Origin of the sequence: Vibrio sp. 99K-1, assembly GCF_013114585.1 — a bacterium.
Classification (GTDB): Bacteria; Pseudomonadota; Gammaproteobacteria; order Enterobacterales; family Vibrionaceae; genus Vibrio; species Vibrio chagasii_B.
In genome coordinates this window covers 63029-89780 of the sequence record NZ_VTXF01000004.1, presented here as the reverse complement: position 1 = coordinate 89780, position 26752 = coordinate 63029, and the positions used below count along the sequence as shown (strand labels likewise).

Below are 26752 nucleotides of genomic sequence, written 5' to 3'. Positions count from 1 at the left end.
CTGTTTACCAAAGCTACATAAAGAATAAAGGTGGGCTTCGGCCCGCCAATAATGAAAGGCAATATTGTGAATTTTATTACGGAAAACAAAATCCCTGTCGGACAATGGATGGAAGCTGGTGTTGACTGGTTAACTATCAACGCAGCGGGCTTTTTTGATGCTATTTCTATCTTTTTAGAAACCGTTATTCTGTTTTTAGTCGATGTATTTAAATGGATGCCGCCTGCGCTCCCTATCGTGATTACTGCTGCGATCGCTTGGTATTTACACCGTAAATTGTCGTTGGTGATCTTCGTTGTCGCGGCGCTTCTGACCATTCTCAACCTTGGCTATTGGCAAGAAATGCTGGAAACCTTTGTTCTCGTCTTTGCGGCGACAACGATTTCCGTATTAATTGGCGTACCGGTTGGCATCATGGCAGCGCACCGCCCTTGGTTATATACCTTACTACGCCCCATTCTCGATTTAATGCAGACGGTACCAACGTTTGTCTACCTTATCCCAACCTTGGTTCTATTCGGTTTAGGCATCGTTCCTGGCTTAATCTCAACCATAATTTTTGCTATCGCAGCGCCAATACGTCTGACCTACTTGGGTGTGACTAAGGTGCCAGAAGAGCTGATTGAAGCGGGTAAAGCGTTTGGCGCTAGCCGTATGAAGTTACTCCTCAAAGTGGAATTGCCGGCAGCATTACCAAGCATCATGGCAGGTGTCACTCAGTGCATCATGTTATCGCTTTCTATGGTCGTGATTGCGGCGCTTGTTGGTGCTGACGGGCTTGGTAAACCAGTGGTTCGTGCCTTGAACACAGTGAACATCTCACAAGGTTTTGAAGCGGGACTTGCGATTGTACTCGTTGCTATCATTCTGGATCGCTTGTGCAAAACACCTAACCAGAAGGAGGCTTAATCATGTCTATTTCTCAGGAACAAAAGCCAGTGGACGCAATTACGATTAAAAACCTCGATGTCGTTTTTGGTGATAAATCGAAGCAAGCGCTTGAGTTGCTCGACCAAGGCAAAACTCGTCAAGAGATCATTGATGAGACAGGCCAAGTCGTCGGCGTAGACAATGTATCTCTCACGGTTAAAGAGGGCGAAATCTGTGTGCTGATGGGCTTATCGGGCTCAGGGAAATCTTCGTTACTTCGAGCTGTAAACGGCTTAAATGAGATCAGCCGCGGCTCGCTGGCGATTAAAGATGGCGATAAGCAGGTCGATTTAGGTGAACAGTGCGATGAAGCGACACTTCGTCACCTGCGTACCCACCGTGTTTCGATGGTGTTCCAAAAGTTTGCATTGATGCCTTGGTTAACCGTGTTGGATAACGTGGCCTTTGGCCTTGAAATGCAAGGTGTCGCCAAAGATGTTCGTCGTGCTAAGGCGCGTGAACAGCTTGAAATGGTTGGCTTAGCGGAATGGGAAACGAAATTCCCGCATGAGCTTTCTGGTGGTATGCAGCAACGTGTCGGTTTGGCACGAGCGTTTGCCATGGACACTGACATTCTATTGATGGACGAACCGTTCTCAGCGCTTGACCCATTGATTCGTGCACAGCTTCAAGATGAGTTGATCACGTTACAGAACAAGCTAAACAAAACGATTCTGTTCGTCAGCCATGACTTAGACGAAGCGCTGAAGATTGGTAACAACATCGCGATCATGGAATCAGGCAAACTGATTCAACACGGTAAACCTGAAGAGATCGTACTCACACCAAAAACCGAGTACGTTAAGGACTTCGTGGCTCACACCAACCCATTGAATGTACTTAAAGGTCGCTCATTGATGCAGCCTCTTGAATCACTGACTCAAGATAACGACAGCTGGCAGATCTGTGATTCTAAAGACCTATGGGTTGAGCATAGCGAAGGGGAGCTGTCTGTAAAAGGTGAATCGGATTTGGCACTTGTCGAGTGGAATGAGTCTGATGATTTAACCGAGATAAGCGGTTCGAGTGTTGTTGTGGTAAGCCCAGAGATTGGCATGCGCGACGCAATTAAGCTCAAGCAGATCAGTAACCATCCGATTTTGCTAGTTGAAGATAATCAATTGGTCGGAATCTTGGATAACAGTGAGTTTTACAACGCGCTGACAGGTAATTTTCAACTAAACAGTGCTGCTTGATCTTTTGAACTAAAATAGTCAGATGTCGAAACATTAAATAGGTAGTGAGGCCATCACAATCTCTCTACCTGTTTGACCGCTCTGCTTTTTTATTTGTTAACGACTTCTGGCTTTTTGTTACCTTGTTAGCTGATATAAGAGCGAAAATCGTGACTCATTGAGCAAAAGTGTTGCCCTGCGCAAATTCAGAGGCATAGAAAAGATTGAGAATAGTATGAACATCAGTACAATGCGGAAAAATTAATGAAGTAATTTATCAATTTACAGTGTAATTCCTGAGCACCTTTAGCTCTATTAATTGGAATTCTAATCGCTTAAGCACTGTGAAAACATTCACCGTATATTAGTACAAAGGTCTGAATCTTGGACAAACATGACGAAATCCTGGTCGCTATTCGCCAAATTATTCGCGCTATCGATTTACATTCGAAGAAGCTGAGTAAAGAGTATGGTTTGACTGGCCCTCAATTAATCTTAATGAGAGCAATCCAAGAAATGGGTAACGTGACGATCAAAGAATTGTCTAACCACACCAATGTAAGCCAAGCGACCACCACTACGATCATTGATCGTCTAGAGGTGAATGGCTATGTACAACGTATCCGTAGTGTTGCTGACCGTCGTAAAGTACATGCAAACTTGACCGAAAAAGGTCAAGAGCTGCTAAACAATGCGCCACCACCACTGCAAGATAGCTTCGTTAACAAATTTCAAAACCTTGAGCCGTGGGAGCAAAGTCTGCTGCTTTCTTCGATGCAACGTGTGTCATCTATGATGAACGCGGAAGACATTGACGCGGCTCCAGTTCTTCAGCTTGAAGGCATAGCTAATATCGCTAAAAGCTAATTTTTCATTTAAAACAATGAATTAAAATCGCAACAAATGGTCGCTTAGAGCGGCCATTTTTGATCCTACCATCTCAATTATGGCCTTTCGGCTTTTCACTTTTTCTGCGCGTACTCTCCTAGTCCACTTAATATTTATGCATTGATTACCTATAGCATTAACGATTCTCTGACAAAAAACATCTAGACCGACCGGTTTGTTCTGTACTATTGTGTGCATCTCCCAACGATGAGGTGACGTATGAAACATGAATTGACGGCAACACAAATGACAGCGACGTTGAAGAAAATGCAGGAAGCTTTTGCAAATGATCCGATGCCGACGGTACCGGTGAGAATTGAACAGTTATTAGCTCTGAAATCTGCACTTATTGATTACACCGACCGTTTGTGTGCAGCGGTCAGTGAAGACTACGGTCACCGAAGCAGACAAGACACCTTGATGGCCGACATTCTTCCTTGTCTGGGAAACATCGACCATAGCATTGAGTGTTTGCCTCATTGGTCGACTTCATCGATTCGCCACTCCGGCCCTTTACTTTCAACTTCTCGTGTTGAAGTGGTTTATCAACCAAAAGGTGTGGTGGGAATTATTACTCCGTGGAATTTCCCTATCATGTTGTCTGTTGGGCCGCTGATCTCAGCGTTGGCTGCGGGCAATCGCGCGATGATTAAGATGAGTGAATTTACTCCCGCAACCAATCAAGTACTGAAAGCCTTGTTGGATGAGGTATTCCACTCTGATGAAGTTTGCCTTGTTGAAGGAGAAGTTGAAGTTGCTGCGGCTTTCTCTGCGCTGCCGTTCGACCACCTTTTGTTTACGGGTTCAACTCAAGTAGGGCGTCAGGTGATGAAGTCTGCGGCTGACACGTTAACCCCTGTCACGCTTGAATTGGGTGGTAAGTCGCCAGTGATTGTGGCCGAAGACACGCCAGTTGATCTTGCTGTTGAGCGAATCATTTATGGCAAGAGCCTTAATAACGGCCAAGTATGCGTTGCTCCGGATTACGTATTACTTCCCGAAGATAAGCTCGAGGCCTTTATTCTTGAGTACAAAAAACAGTACCAACTGCTGTTTGATGAAGGGATCTATTCCGAGAATTTGACCTCTTTGATTAACCCCCGCCAATGTGACCGTATTGTCGGCCTATTGAATGACGAACAGCAAGCAGGGACACGAATTGTTGCGTGCCATGACGATGCTATGGACTTAGATACTCATCGATTAGTGACGCACTTGATCATTGAACCCAGCTTGTCTTCTAAGGTGATGAACGAAGAGATTTTTGGCCCGTTACTGCCGCTGATCACCTATCGAAACATTGATGAAGCATTCCAGATCATCAATAGCAAACCAAGACCTTTAGCTCTGTACTTGATGAGCTTTAACTCTAGCCTCCAGTCTCAAGTGAAGCAGCAAGTGCACTCGGGAGGGATGTGTATCAATGACTGTGTCTTTCATTTGGCGGTCGACGATGCGCCGTTTGGTGGCATTGGCGAATCAGGGCAGGGCAATTATCACGGCAAAGAAGGGTTTATCACTTTCTCTCACGCTAAAACAGTATTGGAAACCGGCTTAGATCATCGCGTTAAGCATCTGTTTTCAAAAGAAGACAACGAATTAAAGGCGGCTGTGATGAACATGCTAGGCAAGTAAATCACACCCGACATTCCGCTATTCATTTTAGAAATTATTTAAGAGGTTACTTATGTTAGAACGTTTTTTTGAAAGAACCATGAAGTCGTATTTGATGATCACCGGATTGTTGACTGCTACTGCTTTTTCCACCTTCTTAGCACCGGACTGGAGTATGCAGACGCTGTTTTCCTACAACGAGAGTATGATGGAAAATAAAGAGTATCTGTTAGGTACTTATCAGCACTGGGGTGTAATGGTTGGTTGTATTGGCGTGCTATTGATGTTCTCTGCCAAGTACAAGTCCCTACGTACTTCGACCATGATTTACAGCGCGTTTGAGAAGTCGATGTTTGTTGGCATCTTCTTATACAACGTTTGTATTAATGACTATGAGTGGTTCTACGGTTGGAGTGGTGTGTTTGCGCTTGACGCGTTTGTAACCATCTACTCTTTGGTTTATCTCTACTACTATCTCAATCGAGATAAAACCAAGGTGCCCGCTCATTTGCGTTAACCTCGGTTGCTTAACTCATTGAATCAAATATTTCTAAGCCCGCATTTGCGGGTTTTTTTGTATGTGCGAAATGATCTTCAATGATCTTAATTGACATATCTTTGACATTTACATCCTAGACCGACCGGTTTGTATTGGTTATTGTTTAGTCATCAACTAGAAATGAGGTAACCACCATGACAGCCAATAATTTTAATTTTCAACTGAAAACCATTGTTCACGCTCAAGAGAACGGGATCGAAAATATTCCATCTTTATTCACTCGATTAGGCGCAAAACGTGTCGTACTTTTTTCTGATAAGGGATTGGAATCGTTGGGCTTTGTTGAGCAGTTCTCGGCACTGTTTGTTAATCAGGAAGCTGGCCAAGATGCTGCGCAACTCGTCGGCGTGTATACCGACATTGCTCCGGATGCGACGTGCGACAACATTAACTCTGCAATTGAGTTTGCGAATAACTTGAATGCAGACGCTATTTTGTCAGTCGGAGGCGGTAGTGTGATTGATGCTTCGAAAGGCGTGAAATACGCACTTCATAAACAGATTGATGATATCCGCACTGTGATTGCCGGCGGTGGCTTTATGGAAGTGTGGCCAAATAACGAAGACATTCGAGTGCCTCACATTGCGGTACCAACAACAGCAGGCACGGGCGCAGAAGCTTCTCCGATTGCTGTTTTTTACAACGAGCATGAAAACATTAAGGCAAGTTTAGTCGCGTCTGGCTTGGAAGCTGACATTGCGATTCTTGATCCAACGGTTACGACCAAGTTACCCGCGCACCTTACTCGCTCCACTGCGATGGATGCACTTACACATGCGGTTGAAGCGATTGTTTCGCCAATGAGTAATTCTTTTACCGATGCTTACGGTATCCAAGCGGCAAAATTGATTGTTGAAAACTTACCTGTGGCACTTGAGGAACCTGAAAATCTCACGGCACGCGGCAATCTTCTTCAAGCGAGTACGATGGCGATCTCTGCGTTCTACTCTTCATTGGGCGGTATCCCGATCCACAACTGTGCTCATGCATTTGGTGCGATTAGCCATATCCCTCATGGCGATGCCAACACGGTATTGATGCCGGTTGTGATTGAAGCTCTGCCTGAATTCTATATGCCAAATGCATTCAAATTGGCTCAAGCGTTCTCGATTGATTGCACGGGTACCGACGAGATGATTTATCAGAGAGTGTTGGGCTTTTTAAATGATTTCCAAACCCGTGTCGGAGCGATGAAACGCTTTAGTCATTGGGAGTTTGACGCGCAAGAGAAGAGCAATATTGCCGAAGCGATTGAAAAAGATATCTGCTTCCAGTTTTACCCAATTTCAAAGCAAGTGATTGAGCAGATTATAGAAAAATCCATCTAGTTAGTTGCTGAGAATATTTAGTCATTAATTGTACTCCGAGGACTCACCATGAAGATTGAAAACGTATTGCTGGCTAGTTTGTGCATCATCGCGCCATTCCTACTTTTCACCTAAATAATTCAACAGGGACGTTGTGACCTTTATTCCCGAGGAGGAAATAAATGATCAATAAACGTTTAACTACCGTGATTCTGACCGGTGTTTTGGCTGCTGTGTTTTGGCTGCTGTGTTTTTTGCCAAAGCAAGTGTTGGAAGCGAAAGCTCTAAGAACCAGGCCACTATGGTTCAATCGCAGCAGCATCAAGATGTCGTGCAACTGTTGGATCAAGCTTACCAAGGGCAATTGGATGCCCAGCTCTCTGTCGCTTATTTATACCTGAGCGGAGAGGGCGTCGAGCAGAACGATGATAAAGCGGCGGAGTGGTTCGAGACCGCCGCGAGTAAAGGTAGCCCTGAAGCTCAAACTCAGCTTGGCCTGATGTATTTCTCTGGTAGTGGCGTTGAAGTGAGCCAAGCGGAAGCTGTCACCTGGATTGGTATGGCAGCCGCTCAAGATTATGACCCTGCGCTCGACTTATTACATTGGATGTCCCAAGCCGCGCACTAATTCAAATCCTAACCTGTGTTAATTGCAGAATAAGTTAATCACAAAAAGGTTAATCACAGAAAAAGTTAATCATAGAAATTGGAGAACGTCTTATGCAGACATTCAAGAAATCCGTGCTGTTCACCGCAATGGCAGCAGCAAGCAGTGCAGCCTTTGCTGCCGAATCTGAAAAACCGAATATTGTGGTTATTGTTGGTGATGATGTGGGCTTTGCAGATACCCAGCCTTATGGCTCAGAAGTCGATACACCTAACTTGATGGCGTTGGCCGAAGAGGGGGTGAAATTCACTAACTTTCACGCTTCACCAACCTCATCAGTAACGCGTTCAATGATGCTTACCGGTGCCAATAGTCACGAGGTTGGTTTAGGCACCTTTGATTACGCTGTGTACCCTGGGGCTATTGGTAAGCCAGGCTATGAAGGTTACCTCACCAAGAAGGGCGTAACGGTGGCAACGTTACTTAAAGACAATGGCTATAACACCTACTTATCGGGCAAATGGCACTTAGGTCATGAAGATGGCTTCTTACCTGATGACCGAGGTTTCTCTGAAAGTTATGGCATTTTAGCTGGCGGATCGAATCATTTTAATCGAGATATGATGTTCCCTGCTAAAAATGCAGCGACAGCCGATGCACTTCAAAAAGGTGAAATTCCAGGCGTTGAAGTTGAGCCAACTTACCGAAATGGTGAAGTCGTCGCAGATAAATATAGAGGCGAATACTCAGATCAGGTTTACACCAACGAAATCATCAAGATGATCGACAACAAAAAAGACGACGGTAAGCCTTTCTTTGCTTATGTCCCATTCACCGGTATTCACCTGCCACTGCAAGCGCCAGAGTCTGCCTATCAAGATAAAGTCGATTACTACGTTGAACATGGTTGGGATTCGGTTCGAGAAGATCGCTTCCAACGTATGCAAGAGATGGGCGTAATTCCTAAAGATGCGGATATTTCAGGTCGTAATTCATTAAGTCGTCCTTGGGATTCGCTATCTGAGAAAGAGCAAAAGTGGTACGGCAAGAAAATGGCTGTCGCGATGGGCATGATGGAAATGCAAGACCAGCAAGTTGGCCAGATTGTCGATTACCTAAAAGAGATCGGGGAATACGACAATACTTACATCATGTATCTCGCAGATAACGGCCCAGAAGCTGCAGATATTACCGGTGAAAATATCAGTGATCTGATTCGAACATGGACGGCGCATCATTTCGATAATTCGACCGAAAACTTAGGTAAGGCGAACTCCAGTGTGTCACTTGGTCCTGAGTGGGCGAGTGCGTCCACCGGTGGTTTGTCTTGGTACAAAGCCTATACCGCGGAAGGTGGTATCCGAGTTCCGTTCATTGTTAAACCTGCGAAAGCCGTCTTAGAGGGGGAGCAAGCATTAGAGTCGGGAACTCAAACCGATGACTTGTCACAAGTTAAAGACATCGCAGCCACCATTCTAGAAATTGCCGATGTAGAGCATCCGGGAACGGAATATCAAGGTAGAGAAGTGGCACCGATGAGTGGTGTGAGTTTAGTGCCTTACTTCAAAGGAGAGACACCAAAGGTTCACAGCTCAGATAACTCGATTCCGTTCGAGCTGTTTGGCAGCGGAATTCTACTTAAAGGTGATTATAAGATTATTCGAATCTCTACCGGCATGGGTGGTGATAGCGAGTGGCATCTATACAACACCAAGAAAGATCCTGCCGAGCAGCACGACTTAAGAGAGCAATTGCCTGATCTGTTCCATGAGATGATCGCTGAGTATCAAGAGTACGAAAAAGCACAAAATATTGTGCCGGTTGATGAAGCGTGGAACCCGTTTGAGAACGTGAAATAGAGGAAATGAATCAGTTGGCCAGCTTAGCGCGGTAAAGCTGAGTTGGCCGATAGATACCGTGTAAAGGAACTACGGACTGTTTTAGCCAATACAAAAACTTTTACATCGAGGTACTTTTCATGACGGCATTATCACTATCAAATCTAAGCACTATTCCTCAATTTAACGGTAAAGCACACAGTAAACTTCAGGCATTGGCCAAACCGATTGGGGCGGTATGCAATATCAGTTGCACCTACTGTTATTACTTGGAAAAGCAACAGCTGCTTGAATACCCTAAGGGCACTCAATATGTGATGGATGAGGAACTGCTAGAGCGGTATATCAAGCAGTACATCGAAGGCCAAAACACTCCAGAAATTATCTTCTCTTGGCATGGTGGCGAGCCTACCTTACTGGGGATTGAGTACTTTAGAAAGGTGGTGGAACTGCAAAACAAGTATTGTCCGAGCTACAGTAAAATTAGTAATGACCTGCAAACTAACGGCACTTTACTCAATGACGAGTGGTGTGATTTTTTTAAGAAGAACCACTTCATTATTGGTGTGAGCATTGATGGCCCCGAGCATTTGCATAATCACTATCGCACCAACCGAGCAGGCAAGGGGACCTTCTCTCAAACCATGCGAGGGATTGGTTTTCTAAAGAAGCATGACGTTGAGTTTGCAATTTTAACTTGTGTCAACGATGTAACGGGCCAAAACCCGTTAGAAGTTTATCGTTTTTTACGCGATGAAGTGGGTTCGAAGCAGCTTCAGTTCATCCCTGTCGTGGATAAACGAGAAGCTCACACCAACAACCAATGGCTTTCCCATCAGCAAGCGATCATTCCGGTTTCGGGAGAGGTGGAATCTTGGAGTGTCGGTTCTGCACAGTGGGGAGAGTTTCTTAAAGCCGTTTTTGATGAGTGGTTCGAACATGATTTTGGTCGAGTACTTATTCCTTACTTTGAAAACTTTGTCGGTGTATGGATGGGAAGAGACAGTACCATGTGTACCTTGAGTGAAATTTGTGGAAAGGGGCTGGCGGTCGAACCTAATGGCGATGTGTACTCATGCGACCACTATGTTTACCCAGAATTTAAGTTGGGTAATATCCACGATAAGCCATTGTCAAAATTAGCGTTTTCACCAGAGCAACAAACCTTTGGATTTGCTAAGCAAAAGTCACTACCTAAACAATGCCAAACTTGTGAGTTTAAGTTTGCTTGTCATGGCGAGTGTCCTAAAAACCGAATCATCACCAGTCGTGACGGTGAGGCTGGGTTAAATTACTTGTGTGAAGGTTGGCTCAAGTTTTTCAAACATATCGACCCTACACTTAATGCCCTTTTGCAAGCCAATGGGATGCCGCAGCGTGCAAGGTAAAGTTATCTTACTGGTGACAAGTAAAAGTCGAAGTAGACAATCATTGAGCTTGAAAACAAAAAAGCTCGCTAAATATGCGAGCCTTTGAGCATTGTCGTTGATTAGTCTTTTGAACTCAAAACTAGTAAGGTTTCTTCCATCGCATTGCTTAGAATCGAACGATTTCTTTGCATCGCAGCCATTAACGTAGATCCTAGCCAAAGACCGTAAAGCGTTCGAGATAGCGATTCTGGCTCTGCGATAGTGAAATCACCAGCCTCATTGCCTTCTTCAAACAGTTTTGCCATACGTAGGATTATCTTCTCAGCACCTTCTGCCATGGTTGATTGCAATGGGTTAGCAGAGCCAGATACTTCTCCCGCCAGTTTTACGACAAGACATTGGATATTGAAGTCCTCAGTCAGTTTTGATGCGCACCAAAACTCGAAATAGGCTTTAACGCGATCACGACGAGAAAGCGACTCATCACTTAAAAAGTCATCCAGCTTAGCGAGATGCTCATCAAAGTAGTTGGTAAGAAGGATCTCGCCAAAGTGCTCTTTAGATTTGAAGTAATGGTAAAAAGAACCCTTCGTTCCTTCAGCTTGGTTGATGATTTTCATTAAACCAACGCCTGCAAATCCGTGTTCATTAATAAGACTAAACCCTGCATCGAGCATAGCTTGTCGCATGTCTTTCATTGGTCTTACTCTTTATGCTGAGAATGAGGAATAGTGTAACTAGCAACATACCAACCGTCCAGTCTAGTGCGTTAGGAGGCTGTCAATAATGACTTGTTTCGCCAAAGTGACCTTATCTCTTATTGGCACCTACAAGCGATAAAACTTTTTTTAAGATAAGCGCGTGCTATAAAACGAAAATAACCCTCTTAGAATGCTATTTTGGTGCCCTAGAATGGCTAATTTGAGGTGTTTTAAGTTGCTGTTTTTGTTGGTTTTTAATTTGGTGTTTTCTGAATATCTCAGTGGTAGTCTTAGTTTACTTTCTTTAGGGGGCTAAATGGACACTAATAACAGTACTTATCATCACCACAATTTCGCTCAACAAGATTTGTCCGATATGACTTTCACAGCATGTACCTTCATTCGCTGTGACTTTAGGCGTTGTAACCTACGTGACACAACCTTTATCAATTGTAAGTTCATTGAGCAAGGTGATATCGAAGGGTGTCACTTTGGTATTGCCGACTTACGAGATGCAAGCTTCCAGAATTGTCAGTTGGCAATGGCGAATTTTAGTAACGCGAATTGTTATGGTATTGAGCTACGTGAATGCGACCTGAAAGGGGCGAACTTTACTCGTGCTAACTTTGCCAACCAAGTGAGCAACCGCATGTACTTTTGCTCGGCGTATATCACAGGCTGTAACTTGTCCTATGCTAACTTTGAACAGGCTTGTTTAGAAAAATGTGAGCTGTTTGAGAACCGTTGGATAGGGACTTACCTTGCAGGAGCGTCATTAAAGGAGTCGGACCTGAGCCGCGGTGTATTCTCTGAAGATGTATGGGGACAGTTCAGTATGCAGGGAGCAAACTTGTGTCACGCTGAATTAGAAGGGTTAGATCCTCGAAAGGTGGACACATCGGGCATCAAAATTGTCGCTTGGCAACAAGAGCAACTGCTTGAAACTATGGGTATTGTGGTAATGCCTGATTAATAGGGTTAGCGAAATCTTTGATTAACCGAGAAAAGACGGTTGTTTTGCTTTTCTAACCACTGCTAGACTACGGTTTCGCGGCTGCACATATTTATATTCAGTTCAATCTAGAGAAAATTATGACTATAGAAAATGTGCTTCCTGAAGATTATGCAGAAATGCTTAAGGTTTGGGAAAATTCAGTCCGAGCAACTCATGACTTTATTACAGAAGAAGATATTGAGTTTTTTAAACCCATCATCATGGAACATGCGTTCCCTGCGGTTTCTTTGAAATGCGTTAAAAATGAAAGTGGTTCGATTGTTGGCTTCGTGGGTGTTCATGATGCAAAAGTCGAGATGCTATTTGTTTTGAATGAAGTTCGAGGACAAGGAGTAGGTACGGTGTTGTTGCAACATGCGATTAAGCAGTTAGCAGCCACCAAAGTTGACGTCAATGAGCAAAACCCGCAAGCGGTAGGTTTCTATCAGCACATGGGGTTCAAAATTGAATCACGCTCTCCACTTGATGACATGGGAAAACCATTTCCAATTCTGCATATGATGCTGTAAGACTCGGTTGTCGTATCACTCGGTTGTAATCAACCACAGTCGCTAGAAGAAAAGCCCGAAGCTAATAACTTTGGGCTTTTCCGTATCTGAACCAATGATAACCAAACTATCCAATTGAGGCCGACCTGAATTGGTGCGCTAACGGGATGTCACTTACTTACAAGTGGGTTGTGCTTGTATTTCATACGGGATCTTGGTCACTGATTTAAGCGCGTCAAACCATTAAAACGACCAAATTAAATGTAATCATTATCACAATTAATGCTTGGTCAACATGCGGAAATAGATCTTTATCACGTTTGTGATATTTAACTTTAATTCTTAATTTGATTGCTTTATCAAATTTACAGTGTTGACTTGTTGTTAATAATAAATTTGTAATTAAATTTCATGATAAATATGAGAGGTAGAGAATAACTAATCATTTGACAGTAAAATTTAAGTGATGGAAGTCTCATTTTGTTGCCATTTCTCTATTCCTCAACTTCCATTGATAATAATCCCAACAACAACGAACAAAGAATAACTGGGATATATTATGCTTTATGACCTTATTGACCACGACTTAATTGATGTTATTAACCACTCTGAATATAAGTGGGAAGATGCTGTTAAGGAAACGACTCGTTACCTGCAAGACAAGGGGTACGTTACCGATAACTACGCAGATGCGATCATTCAGTCAACGCATGATAATGGACCTTATTACGTTCTTTGTCCAGGTATTGCTATGCCTCATGCCCGCCCAGAAGCAGGTGTACTAAAGACAGGTCTTGGTATTCATGTCTTTTCTAACCCGGTGGATTTTGGGTCTGATATGGGGCCTGCCAATGTCTTATTAACATTAGCTGCAAAGGATTCAGATACACACATTGAGGTTATTCAAGCGCTTAGCGAAATGCTGGTTGATGAAGAAAACATTGCCAAGCTGGCTGCTTCTTCTTCAAAAGCTGAAGTGCTTGAAATTATTAAAAGTTACTAATAATAACCTTTGAAAATAAGGAATATAACGTGTCTACAAATATAAGAGCCAAAGTGCAAGCTTTTGGTGGTCATCTGACTGCCATGGTATTGCCAAATATCGGAGCCTTCATTGCTTGGGGCTTTATTACTGCATTATTTATCCCAACAGGTTGGATGCCGAACGAGTATTTCGGTGAGCTTGTTGGTCCGATGATTACCTATTTATTACCGTTACTTATTGGTTATACCGGTGGCCAAATTGTCGGTGACAAGCGTGGTGCTGTAGCGGGTGCCATCGGTACTATGGGTGTTATCGCTGGTGCGGAAATCCCAATGTTTGTTGGTGCAATGATCATGGGTCCATTGAGTGGCTGGGTGATTGTCCAAATCGATAAGCGCCTACAAGACAAGATTCCGTCCGGCTTTGAGATGGTAGTAAACAACTTCTCGCTAGGTATCTTCGGCATGCTGATGTGTCTATTTGCCTACGCGATTGTTGGCCCTGCTGTGACTGCAGCGAACCTGTTCGTTAAATCAGGCATCGAAGCGTTGGTTGCGACTGGCTTCCTACCGTTACTTGCGATTATTAACGAGCCAGCAAAAGTCTTGTTCCTTAACAACGCTATCGACCAAGGGATCTACTACCCACTAGGTCTACAAGCTGCGGCGGAAACGGGCAAATCTATCTTCTTTATGGTGGCGTCTAACCCTGGCCCTGGTTTAGGTATGCTTTTGGCTTACGCTAAGTTTGGTCAAGGTCTAAGTAAGAAATCAGCACCAAGTGCCATCATCATCCACTTCTTCGGTGGTATTCATGAGCTGTACTTCCCATACGTGCTAATGAAGCCAATCATGATTCTCGCGATGATTGCAGGTGCAGCGACAGGTATTGCAACGTTCAACCTACTTGATGGTGGTCTAGTTGCAGGCCCAAGCCCAGGCTCAATCTTCTCTTACCTAGCATTAACACCAAAAGGCAGCTTCTTCGCAACCATCGCCGGTGTAATAACAGCAACGATTGTGTCTTTCCTAGTGGCAAGTGCAATCCTGAAAGTTAGCAAGAAGACAGAATCTGAAGATGAGTTCGAGCAATCTGTGACTGACATGAAAGACATGAAAGCAGAAGGCGTAGTGGCTAAAGCTCCAACAGCAGCGGTAAAAGCAGAAGCTAAAGACATCAAATTCGTCGCCTTTGCATGTGATGCAGGCATGGGTTCAAGCGCGATGGGGGCATCAACCTTCAAGCGCAAACTCGAAAAAGCCGGCTTTAATGTTGAAGTGAAGAACTTCGCAATCGAAAAAGTGCCAAGCAACGCGGACGTGGTGGTGACCCACGAGAGCCTTGAGAGTCGCGCAATCAAAGCAACAGGTCTTCCTGTGGTGACTATCAAGAACTTCCTACATGACCCAGCATTAGACAACCTAATGGACACCATCGGTCAGCAAGCTTAATTAATATTCTGGGGTCAGGTATTGGCCCCACTTTTCGGAGATAAAATCATGGTTCAAACAACTGCAGCGGTAATTTGTGGTGAGAAAGACGTTCAACTAAGAACCTTCGGTCTACCAAAGATTTCAGATGATGAACTGCTGGTTAAAAACGTTTCAAACAGCATCTGTCTATCGACTTACAAAGCGGCGCTCCTCGGCAGTAACCACAAACGTGTGCCTGAAAATATTGCTGAAGTACCTGTAATGACAGGCCATGAATGCGCAGGTGTGATTGTAGAAGTGGGCGCTAACTTACAAGACCGTTTCAAACCAGGTGAACCATTTGTACTGCAGCCAGCAATGGGCTTGCCAACAGGCTACTCAGCAGGCTACAGCTACGAGACATTTGGTGGTAATGCAACCTACTCAATCATCCCTAAAGTTGCGATTGATTTAGACTGTGTGCTGCCATACAAGAGCTCTTACTACGCAAACGCATCACTTGCCGAGCCAATGTCTTGCATCATCGGTGCGTTCCACGCTAGCTATCACACCACGCCTTACGTGTATGAACACCAAATGGGTATTAAAGAAGGTGGCGCGCTAGCACTTCTAGCGTGTGCAGGCCCTATGGGTATTGGTGCGATTGATTACGCGATCAATGGCCCTGTGAAGCCAAGCCGTATTGTGGTGACTGATATCGATGAAGCTCGTCTCGCACGCGCAGAAAGCCTCATCCCGGTATCAAAAGCGACCGAGAATGGTATTGAACTCCATTACGTAAACACAGCGAAAATTGATGATCCTGTTACGTACTTAAAAGAACTCAATGACGGTAATGGCTATGACGATGTCATGGTATATGCGGCGGTTGCACAGGTGCTTGAGCAAGCTGATGAGCTATTAGGTAACGATGGCTGTCTGAACTTCTTTGCGGGTCCAACGGACAAGCAATTTAAAGTACCGTTCAACTTTTATAATGTGCATTATGAATCTACGCATATTGTAGGAACCTCTGGCGGTTCAACAGGGGATATGGTTGAATCCATTGAACTTTCGGAAGCGGGTAAGATCAACCCATCATTTATGCTAACTCACGTTGGTGGCTTACAGGCGGCACCTCACACTATCCTAAATCAACTGGATATTCCGGGTGGTAAAAAGCTAATCTACCCGCATATTGACCTGCCACTGACGGCAATTGATGAATTCCACAAGCTAGCAGAACAAGACCCGTTCTTCGGCGAACTAGACCGAATTTTGAAAGACAACAACTACGTTTGGAACGAACTGGCAGAGAAAGCACTGCTTGAGTTCTACGGCGTTAGCCTAACGGCGTAATCGATGATTTCGTGGCAGCTACACTGCTGCCACGACCAATAAGGAACATGTTATTACGGTGCAAGACGAATTATTAGATGCCTTAGAAGAGTGTGAAACCGCCACTTGTTTTATCCAAGCATCTCATAAGCTGATTAGCGTTAAGTTAAAGCATTTGTTACCAAGGGTATTTGTTCAAGATCCTTTGGTGATTGAGTATGCCGTGACCCCTCTACTCAAAGAGGATGGTCCTTTGGTCGAGATTGATGTGGTATCAAAGCTGATGTTTGCGATGGGTAAGATCTCACTAGAGAGTTACGCAGATATTAACTTGTTTGACCAAATGCACGGTTTTGTCGCGCAGCAACAAGAGCCAATTTCGTTTAGTGATGATGTCATTTACGACTTCATCACTAATCAAGCGACGCTCTCGAAGAGCGACGGCAGCATCTATCTTGATTCGATTAACCAATTAAAATTTTCATCATTCGACTCCTTTTCTCAAGCTCGCTATGAGTCACTGGTCAAAACCGTGTTGAAACTCGCTTGCGAAGGTTTGTTAGAAACCGTGGAGAACGAAATCTTAGATTAAGGCTTTTCATATGAAAGTTTCCCTAAATGTCAGTGGCTTTGATACTGAAGCTGTATTCCCAGATAACAATATCGAACAAATTCATAAGCCATTGGTTGAAAAGTTTTCTCGCCTCTACCAAGAAAAAAACGAACGAACGGTGATATTCCTGGCTGCGCCTCCCGGCAGCGGGAAATCGACCTTAGCGGCATTTTGGGAGCATCTATCCCAAACCATTCCTAATGTCGTGCCATTACAGGTGCTGCCTTTTGATGGTTTCCACTACCCAAATGAGATTCTTGATTCGAATTACACCATGCGTGGTGAAGAGAAGGTAAAGCTGCGTAGTATTAAAGGTGCCCACGAGACCTTTAACCTCACATCCCTGATAGACAAGCTAAAAAAGCTCAAAGTCCAAGATCCGAAATGGCCATACTATGACCGTAACCTACATGATCCGGTTGATGATGCTATCACTGTTGAAAAAGAGATTGTGGTGATTGAGGGGAATTGGCTTCTGCTCGATGAACCAGTATGGAGTGGGTTGAATGAGTTGGCTGATTTCACCATCTTCATCGATACCGATCCTAAGTTTTTAGAAGAGCGTTTAGTGAACCGTAAGATTCGTGGTGGCTCAACGCCTGAAGAGGCCCTCGCTTTTTATCAAAGTTCAGATTCTAAGAATGTAGACATGGTTTTAAATCATTCTGTAAAAGCGGACCTGACTCTATATATGAACCAAGATGGTTCTTTTGATATCAATTAACTCTAGGAGGTCGCTATGAAGATCGTCGTCGACAGCCATACTCATACTCTTGCCAGCGGCCATGCTTACAGCACTATTATTGAGAACGCTAAAGCAGCACAGGGTAAGGGGCTAAAACTTCTTTGTACAACGGATCATGCTCCTGAAATGCCGGGTGCCCCCCACTACTGGTTTTTCAACAATCAAAGAATTTTGCCCCGCTTTCTTCACGATGTTGGAATCCTTCGTGGAGTGGAAGCAAATATCACCAACATTGAAGGAGACTTAGATCTCGCCCCTTCAACCTATCAGCACCTTGACTGGACTATCGCCAGCTTCCACGAACCTGTGTTTCCTCCATCCACTGAAGAGATACATACTCGAGCCCTCATTAATGTAATTGAGGGGGGAAAGGTTGATGTACTTGGGCACCTTGGTAACCCAAATTACCCGTTTGATATTCGAGCCGTGCTTGAGTGTGCTAAACAGCACAATGTGGCGATTGAGGTGAACAATACCTCTTTGACTGGAAAAAGCCGCAAGGGAAGTGATGTACGCTGCTCTAAAATCGTCGAAATCGGTAAGGGAGTGGGCGTGTATTTTTCAACAGGCTCAGATGCTCACTTCTGTGAAGAGATTGCGCATTTAGATCTCGCCATTGCGCTTTTGGACAAGCATGAAGTACCTGAAGAGAAAGTAATCTCGACTTCCACAGCGCGCTTTCTAAACTTTTTATTATTGAGAGGAAAGAATCGGATTGAAGAGTTTGCAGAGCTCTATTGAATATATTTCTGATGCAATTTGCGCTTGAAGCAAAAACGCCCAAAGTGGATAACTTTGGGCGTTTTTCTTGAAATTTTCTATAGTTTTATGGGCTTAAAGTAATCAGAACCCGAGATCAGTGCATACCCGAACGCATTTTGTCGGCAAGGGCAAAGAATACAAACAGCACAAAACACACCAAAGCAACACAAAGTGAAATTAGTATTGTTGTTGCATCTTTTGTCATTAATGGAACCACGATAGAAGCTAACGCTACCAAGATAACAAGGATATGAACGATTCGTCCGGGAATCGGGTTTTTATGGCAGAATGAAGCCCATAGGTAACGCATTTTTAACACCAGTATAAAATTAGTGGATTTATTCTATTTTCTTAATGAGTGTTTTGTAAATAAATTTTCGTTATAGGTGACTGTAAATATGATCTAAGTCGACATGGTATAAAACTAGTTAAATAACAGTGGTTTATCTATAGAAAAGAGAGTGCTTATTATTTTTATAAGAAAACATAGTATTCGGTATTTTGTTGGATATTAAGCTAAAATTCGCTCCGTTTTGATTTCTGGGCTTAAGATCTCACTTATTGAGTATTTTGTTAAGATACCGTTTGCGTATTGATTTCCGCCCTGTACATGTCAATTAGGCTGGTATCTATTTAGGGGCTGGAATTCGTTTAATGTCATTTATCAAAGAGAGTGTTCGAATTGAGAGCGCGGTAATCTTGTCTTAGATTCAGTTTGGTATACTCAAGGTTCAATCTACGAAGATGATGGAGATGATATGTCGAAAACCGCGAAGATCATGAATGAAGATAAGCTGGTTAAGAAGGCTCTAGAAGTCGGTTTTAAAATGGCAAAGTTGCAAGGTTTCGATTTGCCGAACTCATCTCAACCAATCAAGGTTAAGGCTGTTTATCTATTTCTTGTTGAAGTTAATCAAATCACTCCGTTACCAGACAGTAAGTTGGATGGTGCAAATATTAAGAAGCGCCTAGCGTTATGGATACACAACGCTTTGCCTGATAATGATCCTCTGAAGTAAGCAGAGATTAACTCGTTTTTATGTGTGAAACCTAGCGGTCACTCGCTAGGTTTTTTTGTTTTATGATTGCTATTCCGAGTTTAAACCGAGTCAGTAAAGTAATAGCAAACCTTGGTAGCCACCGATCTGTACTTCATCGACATATTCTCCCACTCTGCCGTCGGCATTTACGGGCTTCATTGGTGGGGCTAATCGAATCGAGATTTTCTCTGCAGCATAAAAGTCAGCATTTTTCCCATAAAAATCGGTGCGATAGAGAACTCGTCCATGCTCAAACTCTCTGGCTATCACCATGTCTTCTGGGCCGCCTTCTACAACCTGTTTATCTGATTGATATAGGAAATAGGTATGAGTCGTTAGCAGTGAAACCTTGCCATTAGGTAAGTCTTGATGAGTGACCTGGGATTGCGAAGTGTTGCCAACAATCGTGTAATCCTCAGATTGTGGAGTACGAGTTGAGAGCATCAATGAGATAGGTTCAAACCCCGAAGGAATCACACCTGAAGGTTTTCCAAGAGTGATATCGAGCAATGCTGTGGGCTTATAAGCCATGTTTTTGGGTACGCCCGGTTTCCAGAAGTTATCTGTTGTGGTGTTGTTGCTCCCATACACGTAACTGTTGTTCCATTGATTGAAATAGCTGTGTTCAGGGTGGTAGTTGAGGTAATAGACAGCGAGAGTTGAGTACTGGTCTTGTTGCCAGTTCTCTTGGTTGTTTCCAAAGAACTGCACTCGTCCATAGCGCGTAGTGGCTTGTTGAATAACCTTCGCCCCTGAATAGCCGAGTGCTGAGTTATCCCAAAACTTCGATAGCCCGCCATAGCCGCTAAAGCCCGTTGACGGAAATATATAGTGCTCCCTGAAATACAGGTTTCCTGCATCGATAAGGTGCGCTTGCCCATTTCGACCATAGAGGTTAGCCGTTCCAATGTTGAGCCCGATTAATGGTTTGTCATTAACGGCAGTCAATCGTTTGAGAAAGGCGGTGAACTGTTGTTTATAGCGTTCATCCGCTTCAGTTGAGCCTGCGATAGCATCAAGCTCAGCGATGTTTCCCCCAGAGTAAATATCAAATTGATTGCTACCTAAGAGCTTATTGGTGTCATCGTTGTAGGCGCCACGGAGCCCTAGTTTTGTCCAGTGTTGACCATAATAACTGCCCATTGCCATCAATAGCCCGGGATTAGCCAGATTGGTTAGCGACCATGACGAATTTTGGTCCCACATTCGACCAAAAGGAATAACACGGGACTGCCAACGAAATCGAGCTGTGGCAGATTTGTTGCTTCGGTTTTGGTATTCAGCAGGAGATAAATAGTTGTCGTCGTTGAGATCGGCCGATTGGTCGAAACCACGAATTTTTCTCCAATGCGTTGTTTTATCGGGAGAGCGGTTATTTACTGCTGCTGATGACAAGTATTTTGGAGCGACTTTCGGAAAGTTATCTCCGAGTTGAACACGGTTTAAACGAGGTCGAATATGATTTGCGTGGCCTTGCCAGCGCACTCTAACAACGTATAAACGCCCACCATCACGGACAAAAGATGAGCCAAAAAATTGGCCGCCACCATAACTTTGGCCACTACCATCATGAGTGTTTGCTCGTAACCAATCAGAGGGCACTTGCCAGCTAACCGCTTGGTTTTGAGTCATGTTCTTGGTGCCATCTTCCGTTATTTCGATTCGAGACCAATCGGTCACATGATTCTCAGCATTCATCGAAGATGGATATTCAATCCGGAATTTTCCTCCTTGTGCAAAGCGTGAAAATTCAAATTCTAAATGGTCAAACTTTTCAGAGTGATAAATGTAGAGCGCACCCCCTTGTTGGAAATGTTCAAAGACATCGGTATCCCAAGGTGTGGGTTGGTAAAGGGCAAAACCTGCGTGCATTTCGTCTGCGGTATAACCAACGAGCATAGGCTTGCGGTTTAATAGAGTGTTCTCACCATGAGTCGGGTCAGGCTCTGCAAGGATGGTGTCTTCTGAAAAGTGTAGAAAAAAGTCTTCGTAATCGATGCCGTATCGTTCAGCGATGTCTCTAATCTCGTTTTCGAATGGGCCTGAATTTAACTCTAACTTTTGGTTGTACATGTAGCCCACGGCCTGGACTTTGGTGTTGAGGCTCGGTTCCGCATTCGCTCCAAACATCAAATCACTATTGTTGAGCTCCCAATCAACCACATCGTGGGCTGATATGTCATTGTCTTGCAAGTCGATCCCTTGCTCATGTTGAACGGGTAGAACGATCGTGTAGTTGGCCCAAATGATATTGGGAAAGGTAAGGCCGGTAAGAAAAATGGCTGAGACTAATCGTGTTGTTTTCATTATGTTTCCTAGCCATTCACTCTTTAAGTGTTATCCCTGTCTCGTAAGTGTAGCCAATCGTAATATCTATGTTCTGTTTCCGGTTATGTCTAATGCTGAGCGGTGCTCACTTTGCTTATATCGGCGTGTTACTTGCATCTTCTCTTCATAGAAGGCTTTGTTAGTCGTGGAAACTTGACAGGTTAACGCTTACTAACAAGTATTAAATTGATGATTTTTAATCCGTAATCCATAGATTTGCCGATTTTGAATGCTGTTTGGGGCGTAGGTGTGGATATTCATTTTGACGTTCAATATGACTGGACTTGATAAATAGCGAGGGAATACCTCTTATGATGTCTTTACTGTTTCTACTACTACTCGTGGCGATGTTATGCGCTTTTTTCGAGAAGAAGACCGCGGCTTATGGCTTTTTTGCGGGCTCTGTGATCCTTGGGTTGTATTGGTTCAATCACCATGCGACTGATTCATTACCCATCTTATTGTAAGGAGCTCACATGAATCGAAATCAGTTAACGCTCCTAAATACGCTTGGCCTACTCGGCATGACCGCAGTACTGTTGATAGGCTTTATCCTTCAGTTTGTGCTTCATGAGTTGCCTTGCCCGCTGTGTTTATTGCAACGCATCGGTTTCGTGATGGTTGCGTTTGGCTTTATGTTGAATGTGGTTTACGGGCCTCAACCTCGTCACTATGGCATTGTTTTGATCGGTGCCTTGTATGGTGTCGCCACCTCTCTAAGACAGGTATCGCTGCATGTGATTCCAGGCACGCCTGGCTATGGTAGTCCTATCTTTGGGATGCACTATTACACTTGGGCTTTCGTGTTATTTGCTGCGACCATATTAGCGGTTGCCGTCATTCTAATATTGACCAATAAAGAGCCGTCGCAAGAAGCTTATAAGATGAGTAACTTGGGGCGTGTGGCGTGCTTATTAGCCATCGTCGTGGTTGCACTCAATGCCATCGCTACCTTTGTTGAGTGTGGTCCTTATCAGTGTCCAGATAACCCAGTGAGCTATTGGTTACTCAACTAACTCACATGGCAGTTATCAGCAAAAAGAGAAAGCCACAGCGCTTTGCTGTGGCTTTGTTATTTTGGTGTCTTTTAGATATCAATTAGTTCGATTGATGCAAACCGTTCCAAACTATATCGCGGTAGCGTGCTTGGTTCGTGTCGCCTTCTGTACTAAAGACCATGATGGTTGCATCTCGGTTTAAACCTAGCTGATCACGTACTGCTTGGTCTGCACCTTCACGACAAAGTTGGTACAACAGACCTAACGTAATTGCACCTGACTCACCACTGACAATTTGGCTATCGCCGTGTAATGGGTTTCCTAAAACTCTCATACCATTCGCTGAAACACTGTCTTCAACCGATACAAAATGGTTGCTGCAATCGCGGAGTACTGGCCAAGTCACGGGATTTGGCTCACCGCAAGCAAGGCCTGCCATAATCGAATTCAATTCACCCGATACATTGACCATTTCGCCTTTCACACCTGAGCGGAAGATACAGTCTGCTGCAGCTGGCTCAGCAATAATGGTTTCGAAAGTGCCCGCACCTAGCTTATCAACTAAGTAGCCCAATACACCGCCAGCCATTGCGCCAACACCTGCTTGTAAAAAGACGTGAGTGGGTGACCCAAACTCTGATGCCTGAACTTGTTCAACGGCTTCATCTGCCATTGTCATGTAGCCTTGTGAAATCCATGTTGGGATTTCTTCATAGCCGTCCCAAGCGGTGTCTTGAACAAGCATCCAACCATTGTCTTGCGCAGTTTGGTTCGCCATACGTACCGTGTCGTCATAGTTAACTTCTGTCACGATACACTCGGCACCTAGGCCTTGGATACGGTTTACACTCGCTTGAGATGAGCCTTTTGGCATATAAACTACGGCTTTTTGTCCCATTTCACGAGCTGCCCACGCTACGCCCGTACCGTGGTTACCCGCAGTCGCTGTGGTAAATACCAATGGTTTATCTAATTTTGAAGCCACCGTTTTAAGGTTGATCTCAGAGATATCAATACCTAGGTGTTTAGCTAATTGACGACCAAGTGCGTAAGAGCCACCCAGCACTTTAAAGGCATTTAAACCAAAGCGTTTTGATTCGTCTTTCACCAAGATGGCTTTGACGCCCAATTGTTTTGCCAAGTTAGGAAGAGAGACAAGTGGTGTAGGTTGGTAACCTTCGATCTGGCGGTGAAACTCACGCGCTTGTTGGGCTTGAGAAGCGGTGAATAGTTCGCAGACTTGACCAGTATAGAATGAATTTTTTGATAGTTTTAACATAGGACACACTTAGATACAGACAGATGAATTAAAGGTCATTAAGCGATGGTCAATGACCTTGTTTAGTCGTTCATAGCGACAGGTAGTATTGCGAAAAATGCTACGCGATTACTTGATGTAAGCGATCGCTTCCACTTCAACTAATGCGTCTTTTGGTAGACGAGCCGCTTCAACACAAGAGCGTGCTGGTGCATTCTCAGTCCCGAATACTTCTGTGTATACCTCGTTAAATGCGACGAAGTTTTCCATATCAGATAGGAAACATGTGGTCTTAATAACAGTGTCCAGTGAACCACCGCTTTGCTCTAGTACAGCTTTCAAATTTTCTAGTGACATACGAGCTTGCTCTTTAATGCCACCTTCAACAAACGCCATTGTTTTTGCATCAAGAGGCAGCTGACCAGAAGTGAAAATAAGGTCTTTGAATGCCATGCCTTGAGAGTATGGGCCGATTGCTGCAGGTGCTAGATCTGTATGGATTTTTGTTTTCATTTCATTTCTCTTTATAGGATTTTTAAGCTCTAAACTCGCGGATATATTTATAGATAGCGTGGCGAGTTATACCAAGACGTTCAGATACGAATGCTGTCGCCTCTTTCAATTCGAAAATACCATTCTCAAGCAATAGCTTGGTAATGGCTTTGTTTCGACCTTTCAAGTTGACTGACTCATCGTTATCGACTTCAAAAATAGCGTGCTCAAGTGCTTGCTCAATCACTTCTGTTGTTGAAGCTCCAAAGTTCTCATGCACACCCACAGGGGCATGAGCAATGTCCGGCATTAAAGTTTTTATGATCTCAGGAAACGGGTGAGACAAATTCATGTTGATACAGAATAGTCCAATCGGTTTGCCATTTTCTCCAGCTAGCACACAGGTCGTAGATTTAAGCAGTGACCCATCTTTGCTGGTGGTGAAGTAACTCTTTGGCGTGACCTCACCAGTGCTCTCAAACACACTCAGCATTTTCAGCCCTAGATCGGTGATAGGTGACCCTACTTCTCGACCTGTGTGATGACCGTTCACGATCTTCACCACTGATTTTTCAAAGCTCTCGAATGAGTGAATCACTACCTCACAATGCGGACCAATAAAGTCGGCAATAGTTTCGGCTAAGCGAAAGTTCAGTGCGAGATGCTCTCTGTCATTGTCGGTGAATTCTACGTTAAACGATTTATATGCTGATGCGTTCATTTTAGACCACTGTTGTTAACTTTAATTGCCTTTCATTATCTTTGGTTACTCGATGGATTTCAAGTTGCCAATTAACTTTATGTAACTATAAAACTATACACTCGCTCCTTGCACAAGCCTAAAGTTACAAATAAGTACCTAAAATTGATCAAAATCAACAAAAATTCTGGTTTTAGATGTGTTTGGGTCACTATAGTTAACTGTAAGATCCTGGTCACATTATTTAACTGAAATGTCAGTAAGATGCTCATCGTAACGTAAACAAAATTGAACTATAGGGTCGGTTCGTAATTGCTGACCCAACAATAATAATTAGAGGCCCCAATGACTAACTACCTAAACCGAGGCTTTGAACAAGCTGAGTTTGAAAACAGAACATCACGCGCTCAAAAAGTTATGCATGAGATGAAGCTAGACGCGATGATTTTTACTACGGAACCAAACGTTCGCTATTTTACTGGTTTTCACACTCAGTTTTGGCACAGCCCAACTAGACCATGGTTCGTTGTTATCCCAGCAGAAGGTAAACCTATTGCTATTGTTCCTGAGATTGGTGCTAGCGGTATGGCAGGAACATGGGTTGAGAACATCATTACTTGGCCTTCACCAAGGCCAGAAGATGACGGCATTAGCTTGGTTGCAAGCACGTTGAACTCTTTACCTTGTCGTCACGGCAGAGTTGGCGCGACATTAGGGATTGAGTCTCACTTGCGTATGCCAGTAAATAACTACCTCAAATTAACCACCATGGTTAAGAAAGATTTTGTTGATGTGTCATTAGCGATGCATGAGCTTCGTCAGATTAAATCACAAGCTGAAATAGAAAAAACTCGCGAAATCTGTCGTATTACCAATGTGGGCTTTAGCAAAATTCCTGGGTATGCAAAAGCCGGCATGACCGAGCGCGAAATCTGTAAGCAGTTCCGTATCGATATGTTGCTAGAAGGGGCTGATGAGTGTCCTTATATCATTGCTGGTTCAGGCCCCGATGGTTACGACAGTATTATTATGGGCCCAACCGACCGCATCATTGAACCGGGAGATGTATTGATCATCGATACCGGTGCTGTTCGTGATGGTTACTTCTCTGATTTCGACCGTAACTGGGCATTTGGCTCGGCAAGTGAGCAAACTAAAGCTGCTTACCGTGCTACTTATGAAGCAACAACAAAAGGCTTCGAAGCTGCTAAACCTGGCGCTACAACCACTGATATTTACAACGCAATGTGGGGAGTATTGGAAGCCAATGGTGCATTGGGTAATGACGTTGGCCGTCTTGGTCACGGTTTAGGTATGGAGCTGACAGAGCGCCCGTCTAACACAGCAACCGATAACACAGTGCTTAAACCAGGCATGGTGATGACGCTAGAGCCGGGCATGGTTTACGCACCTGGCAAGTCAATGGTGCACGAAGAGAACATCGTGATCACGGAAGACGGTGCTGAATGGTTGAGCGAGCGTGCTGAACCAGAGCTGATCATTATTTAGCCCCTTACAAACTTAACACCCTACAAAAGCTGACTCTGGACTCCGGAGTCAGCATATAAAAACTATAAAAATACGAGTTT

The 26752-nt window shown here is 44.0% G+C and carries 26 protein-coding genes and 1 pseudogene; 21 read left to right on the top strand and 6 right to left on the bottom strand.

Going from position 1 to position 26752, the window contains the following annotated elements; genetic code table 11:
• The first annotated feature begins 66 nt into the window (after positions 1 to 66).
• The 9 genes and pseudogenes from choW to F0228_RS04440 all read left to right on the top strand — a co-directional run bounded on the left by choW (position 67) and on the right by F0228_RS04440 (position 10306).
• Entirely contained in the window at positions 67 to 909 is an 843-nt protein-coding gene (gene choW, locus F0228_RS04480) for a choline ABC transporter permease subunit (protein WP_004736863.1), read from the top strand.
• Positions 910 to 911: 2 nt separating this feature from the next.
• A complete protein-coding gene (choV, locus tag F0228_RS04475) occupies positions 912 to 2126 on the top strand; it encodes a choline ABC transporter ATP-binding protein (protein WP_061031998.1) in 1215 nt (404 codons plus the stop codon).
• Positions 2127 to 2489: 363 nt separating this feature from the next.
• The gene (locus F0228_RS04470; RefSeq protein ID WP_004736861.1) at positions 2490 to 2972 is read left to right on the top strand and encodes a MarR family winged helix-turn-helix transcriptional regulator; all 483 of its coding nucleotides are present in this window, start codon (positions 2490 to 2492) and stop codon (positions 2970 to 2972) included.
• 240 nt (positions 2973 to 3212) lie between these two features.
• Positions 3213 to 4628 carry a coniferyl aldehyde dehydrogenase gene (locus F0228_RS04465; protein ID WP_171761932.1) on the top strand — a complete coding sequence of 472 codons (1416 nt, stop codon included), beginning with the start codon at positions 3213 to 3215 and terminating at the stop codon, positions 4626 to 4628.
• A gap of 52 nt (positions 4629 to 4680) precedes the next feature.
• The gene (locus F0228_RS04460) at positions 4681 to 5124 is read left to right on the top strand and encodes a hypothetical protein (protein WP_116871177.1); all 444 of its coding nucleotides are present in this window, start codon (positions 4681 to 4683) and stop codon (positions 5122 to 5124) included.
• 176 nt (positions 5125 to 5300) lie between these two features.
• Entirely contained in the window at positions 5301 to 6494 is a 1194-nt protein-coding gene (locus F0228_RS04455) for an iron-containing alcohol dehydrogenase (protein WP_171761931.1), read from the top strand.
• Positions 6495 to 6655: 161 nt separating this feature from the next.
• A pseudogene (locus tag F0228_RS04450) lies at positions 6656 to 7101 on the top strand (tetratricopeptide repeat protein).
• A 92-nt stretch (positions 7102 to 7193) separates the two neighbouring features.
• A complete protein-coding gene (locus tag F0228_RS04445) occupies positions 7194 to 8939 on the top strand; it encodes an arylsulfatase (protein WP_105058555.1) in 1746 nt (581 codons plus the stop codon).
• 119 nt (positions 8940 to 9058) lie between these two features.
• Positions 9059 to 10306 (top strand): anaerobic sulfatase maturase, encoded by a 1248-nt coding sequence (locus F0228_RS04440; RefSeq protein ID WP_171761930.1) that lies wholly within the window; start codon positions 9059 to 9061, stop codon positions 10304 to 10306.
• A 101-nt stretch (positions 10307 to 10407) separates the two neighbouring features.
• Here F0228_RS04440 and F0228_RS04435 read toward each other — a convergent pair whose 3' ends face one another.
• Complete coding sequence (locus F0228_RS04435; protein WP_171761929.1) at positions 10408 to 10986, bottom strand: TetR/AcrR family transcriptional regulator; 579 nt, start codon at positions 10984 to 10986, stop codon at positions 10408 to 10410.
• 319 nt (positions 10987 to 11305) lie between these two features.
• Between F0228_RS04435 and F0228_RS04430 the strand changes: the two genes are divergently transcribed.
• The 8 genes from F0228_RS04430 (at position 11306) to F0228_RS04395 (ending at position 18326) form a co-directional block, all read left to right on the top strand.
• Positions 11306 to 11962 carry a QnrS family quinolone resistance pentapeptide repeat protein gene (locus F0228_RS04430; RefSeq protein WP_171761928.1) on the top strand — a complete coding sequence of 219 codons (657 nt, stop codon included), beginning with the start codon at positions 11306 to 11308 and terminating at the stop codon, positions 11960 to 11962.
• Between the two features lie 119 nt (positions 11963 to 12081).
• Entirely contained in the window at positions 12082 to 12513 is a 432-nt protein-coding gene (locus tag F0228_RS04425) for a GNAT family N-acetyltransferase (protein WP_116871182.1), read from the top strand.
• Positions 12514 to 13051: 538 nt separating this feature from the next.
• Positions 13052 to 13495: a PTS sugar transporter subunit IIA gene (locus F0228_RS04420; protein ID WP_017065190.1), complete on the top strand. Its 444-nt coding sequence runs from the start codon at positions 13052 to 13054 to the stop codon at positions 13493 to 13495.
• Positions 13496 to 13524: 29 nt separating this feature from the next.
• Positions 13525 to 14928: a PTS mannitol transporter subunit IICB gene (locus F0228_RS04415; protein ID WP_061032009.1), complete on the top strand. Its 1404-nt coding sequence runs from the start codon at positions 13525 to 13527 to the stop codon at positions 14926 to 14928.
• A gap of 48 nt (positions 14929 to 14976) precedes the next feature.
• The gene (locus tag F0228_RS04410) at positions 14977 to 16248 is read left to right on the top strand and encodes a zinc-binding dehydrogenase (protein WP_171761927.1); all 1272 of its coding nucleotides are present in this window, start codon (positions 14977 to 14979) and stop codon (positions 16246 to 16248) included.
• A 52-nt stretch (positions 16249 to 16300) separates the two neighbouring features.
• On the top strand, positions 16301 to 16819 hold the full coding sequence (locus F0228_RS04405) for an MltR family transcriptional regulator (protein WP_048609996.1): 519 nt from the start codon (positions 16301 to 16303) through the stop codon (positions 16817 to 16819).
• Positions 16820 to 16829: 10 nt separating this feature from the next.
• Complete coding sequence (locus tag F0228_RS04400) at positions 16830 to 17564, top strand: nucleoside/nucleotide kinase family protein (RefSeq protein WP_171761926.1); 735 nt, start codon at positions 16830 to 16832, stop codon at positions 17562 to 17564.
• Positions 17565 to 17579: 15 nt separating this feature from the next.
• The gene (locus F0228_RS04395) at positions 17580 to 18326 is read left to right on the top strand and encodes a phosphatase (protein ID WP_171761925.1); all 747 of its coding nucleotides are present in this window, start codon (positions 17580 to 17582) and stop codon (positions 18324 to 18326) included.
• A 115-nt stretch (positions 18327 to 18441) separates the two neighbouring features.
• Here the strand turns inward: F0228_RS04395 and F0228_RS04390 are convergent, their stop codons facing one another.
• Positions 18442 to 18657: a hypothetical protein gene (locus tag F0228_RS04390; protein WP_061032013.1), complete on the bottom strand. Its 216-nt coding sequence runs from the start codon at positions 18655 to 18657 to the stop codon at positions 18442 to 18444.
• 448 nt (positions 18658 to 19105) lie between these two features.
• Here F0228_RS04390 and F0228_RS04385 point away from each other — a divergent pair, with 448 nt between their 5' ends.
• Complete coding sequence (locus F0228_RS04385) at positions 19106 to 19366, top strand: DUF5062 family protein (protein ID WP_017072477.1); 261 nt, start codon at positions 19106 to 19108, stop codon at positions 19364 to 19366.
• Positions 19367 to 19456: 90 nt separating this feature from the next.
• On the opposite strand, the gene F0228_RS04380 is transcribed toward F0228_RS04385, so the two are convergent.
• Positions 19457 to 21694 carry a hypothetical protein gene (locus F0228_RS04380; RefSeq protein WP_171761924.1) on the bottom strand — a complete coding sequence of 746 codons (2238 nt, stop codon included), beginning with the start codon at positions 21692 to 21694 and terminating at the stop codon, positions 19457 to 19459.
• A gap of 332 nt (positions 21695 to 22026) precedes the next feature.
• Here F0228_RS04380 and F0228_RS04375 point away from each other — a divergent pair, with 332 nt between their 5' ends.
• Positions 22027 to 22182, top strand: a complete 156-nt coding sequence (locus F0228_RS04375; protein WP_162884309.1) for a DUF5993 family protein — start codon at positions 22027 to 22029, stop codon at positions 22180 to 22182.
• Between the two features lie 9 nt (positions 22183 to 22191).
• Complete coding sequence (locus F0228_RS04370) at positions 22192 to 22731, top strand: disulfide bond formation protein B (RefSeq protein WP_061032015.1); 540 nt, start codon at positions 22192 to 22194, stop codon at positions 22729 to 22731.
• Positions 22732 to 22813: 82 nt separating this feature from the next.
• Here F0228_RS04370 and dpaL read toward each other — a convergent pair whose 3' ends face one another.
• The 3 genes from dpaL to F0228_RS04355 all read right to left on the bottom strand — a co-directional run bounded on the left by dpaL (position 22814) and on the right by F0228_RS04355 (position 25184).
• The gene (dpaL, locus tag F0228_RS04365; protein ID WP_017072480.1) at positions 22814 to 23992 is read right to left on the bottom strand and encodes a diaminopropionate ammonia-lyase; all 1179 of its coding nucleotides are present in this window, start codon (positions 23990 to 23992) and stop codon (positions 22814 to 22816) included.
• A 108-nt stretch (positions 23993 to 24100) separates the two neighbouring features.
• Entirely contained in the window at positions 24101 to 24484 is a 384-nt protein-coding gene (locus tag F0228_RS04360; RefSeq protein ID WP_004732389.1) for a RidA family protein, read from the bottom strand.
• A 22-nt stretch (positions 24485 to 24506) separates the two neighbouring features.
• Positions 24507 to 25184, bottom strand: a complete 678-nt coding sequence (locus tag F0228_RS04355; RefSeq protein ID WP_017068123.1) for a PAS domain-containing protein — start codon at positions 25182 to 25184, stop codon at positions 24507 to 24509.
• Positions 25185 to 25508: 324 nt separating this feature from the next.
• Between F0228_RS04355 and F0228_RS04350 the strand changes: the two genes are divergently transcribed.
• Complete coding sequence (locus F0228_RS04350) at positions 25509 to 26672, top strand: Xaa-Pro peptidase family protein (protein WP_061032017.1); 1164 nt, start codon at positions 25509 to 25511, stop codon at positions 26670 to 26672.
• Positions 26673 to 26752 lie beyond the last annotated feature (80 nt).

Excerpts from the sequence above, each read along its gene's own strand:
- F0228_RS04370 (WP_061032015.1), top strand. The coding sequence starts at position 22,192 with ATGAATCGAAATCAGTTAACGCTCCTAAATACGCTTGGCCTACTCGGC.
- F0228_RS04435 (WP_171761929.1), bottom strand. The coding sequence starts at position 10,986 with ATGAAAGACATGCGACAAGCTATGCTCGATGCAGGGTTTAGTCTTATT.
- F0228_RS04355 (WP_017068123.1), bottom strand. The coding sequence starts at position 25,184 with ATGAACGCATCAGCATATAAATCGTTTAACGTAGAATTCACCGACAAT.
- F0228_RS04390 (WP_061032013.1), bottom strand. The coding sequence starts at position 18,657 with ATGCGTTACCTATGGGCTTCATTCTGCCATAAAAACCCGATTCCCGGA.
- F0228_RS04440 (WP_171761930.1), top strand. The coding sequence starts at position 9,059 with ATGACGGCATTATCACTATCAAATCTAAGCACTATTCCTCAATTTAAC.
- F0228_RS04400 (WP_171761926.1), top strand. The coding sequence starts at position 16,830 with ATGAAAGTTTCCCTAAATGTCAGTGGCTTTGATACTGAAGCTGTATTC.
- F0228_RS04380 (WP_171761924.1), bottom strand. The coding sequence starts at position 21,694 with ATGAAAACAACACGATTAGTCTCAGCCATTTTTCTTACCGGCCTTACC.
- F0228_RS04460 (WP_116871177.1), top strand. The coding sequence starts at position 4,681 with ATGTTAGAACGTTTTTTTGAAAGAACCATGAAGTCGTATTTGATGATC.
- F0228_RS04410 (WP_171761927.1), top strand. The coding sequence starts at position 14,977 with ATGGTTCAAACAACTGCAGCGGTAATTTGTGGTGAGAAAGACGTTCAA.
- F0228_RS04360 (WP_004732389.1), bottom strand. The coding sequence starts at position 24,484 with ATGAAAACAAAAATCCATACAGATCTAGCACCTGCAGCAATCGGCCCA.
- F0228_RS04375 (WP_162884309.1), top strand. The coding sequence starts at position 22,027 with ATGATGTCTTTACTGTTTCTACTACTACTCGTGGCGATGTTATGCGCT.
- F0228_RS04395 (WP_171761925.1), top strand. The coding sequence starts at position 17,580 with ATGAAGATCGTCGTCGACAGCCATACTCATACTCTTGCCAGCGGCCAT.
- F0228_RS04425 (WP_116871182.1), top strand. The coding sequence starts at position 12,082 with ATGACTATAGAAAATGTGCTTCCTGAAGATTATGCAGAAATGCTTAAG.
- F0228_RS04420 (WP_017065190.1), top strand. The coding sequence starts at position 13,052 with ATGCTTTATGACCTTATTGACCACGACTTAATTGATGTTATTAACCAC.
- F0228_RS04465 (WP_171761932.1), top strand. The coding sequence starts at position 3,213 with ATGAAACATGAATTGACGGCAACACAAATGACAGCGACGTTGAAGAAA.
- F0228_RS04385 (WP_017072477.1), top strand. The coding sequence starts at position 19,106 with ATGTCGAAAACCGCGAAGATCATGAATGAAGATAAGCTGGTTAAGAAG.
- F0228_RS04430 (WP_171761928.1), top strand. The coding sequence starts at position 11,306 with ATGGACACTAATAACAGTACTTATCATCACCACAATTTCGCTCAACAA.
- choV (WP_061031998.1), top strand. The coding sequence starts at position 912 with ATGTCTATTTCTCAGGAACAAAAGCCAGTGGACGCAATTACGATTAAA.
- dpaL (WP_017072480.1), bottom strand. The coding sequence starts at position 23,992 with ATGTTAAAACTATCAAAAAATTCATTCTATACTGGTCAAGTCTGCGAA.
- F0228_RS04455 (WP_171761931.1), top strand. The coding sequence starts at position 5,301 with ATGACAGCCAATAATTTTAATTTTCAACTGAAAACCATTGTTCACGCT.
- F0228_RS04445 (WP_105058555.1), top strand. The coding sequence starts at position 7,194 with ATGCAGACATTCAAGAAATCCGTGCTGTTCACCGCAATGGCAGCAGCA.
- F0228_RS04350 (WP_061032017.1), top strand. The coding sequence starts at position 25,509 with ATGACTAACTACCTAAACCGAGGCTTTGAACAAGCTGAGTTTGAAAAC.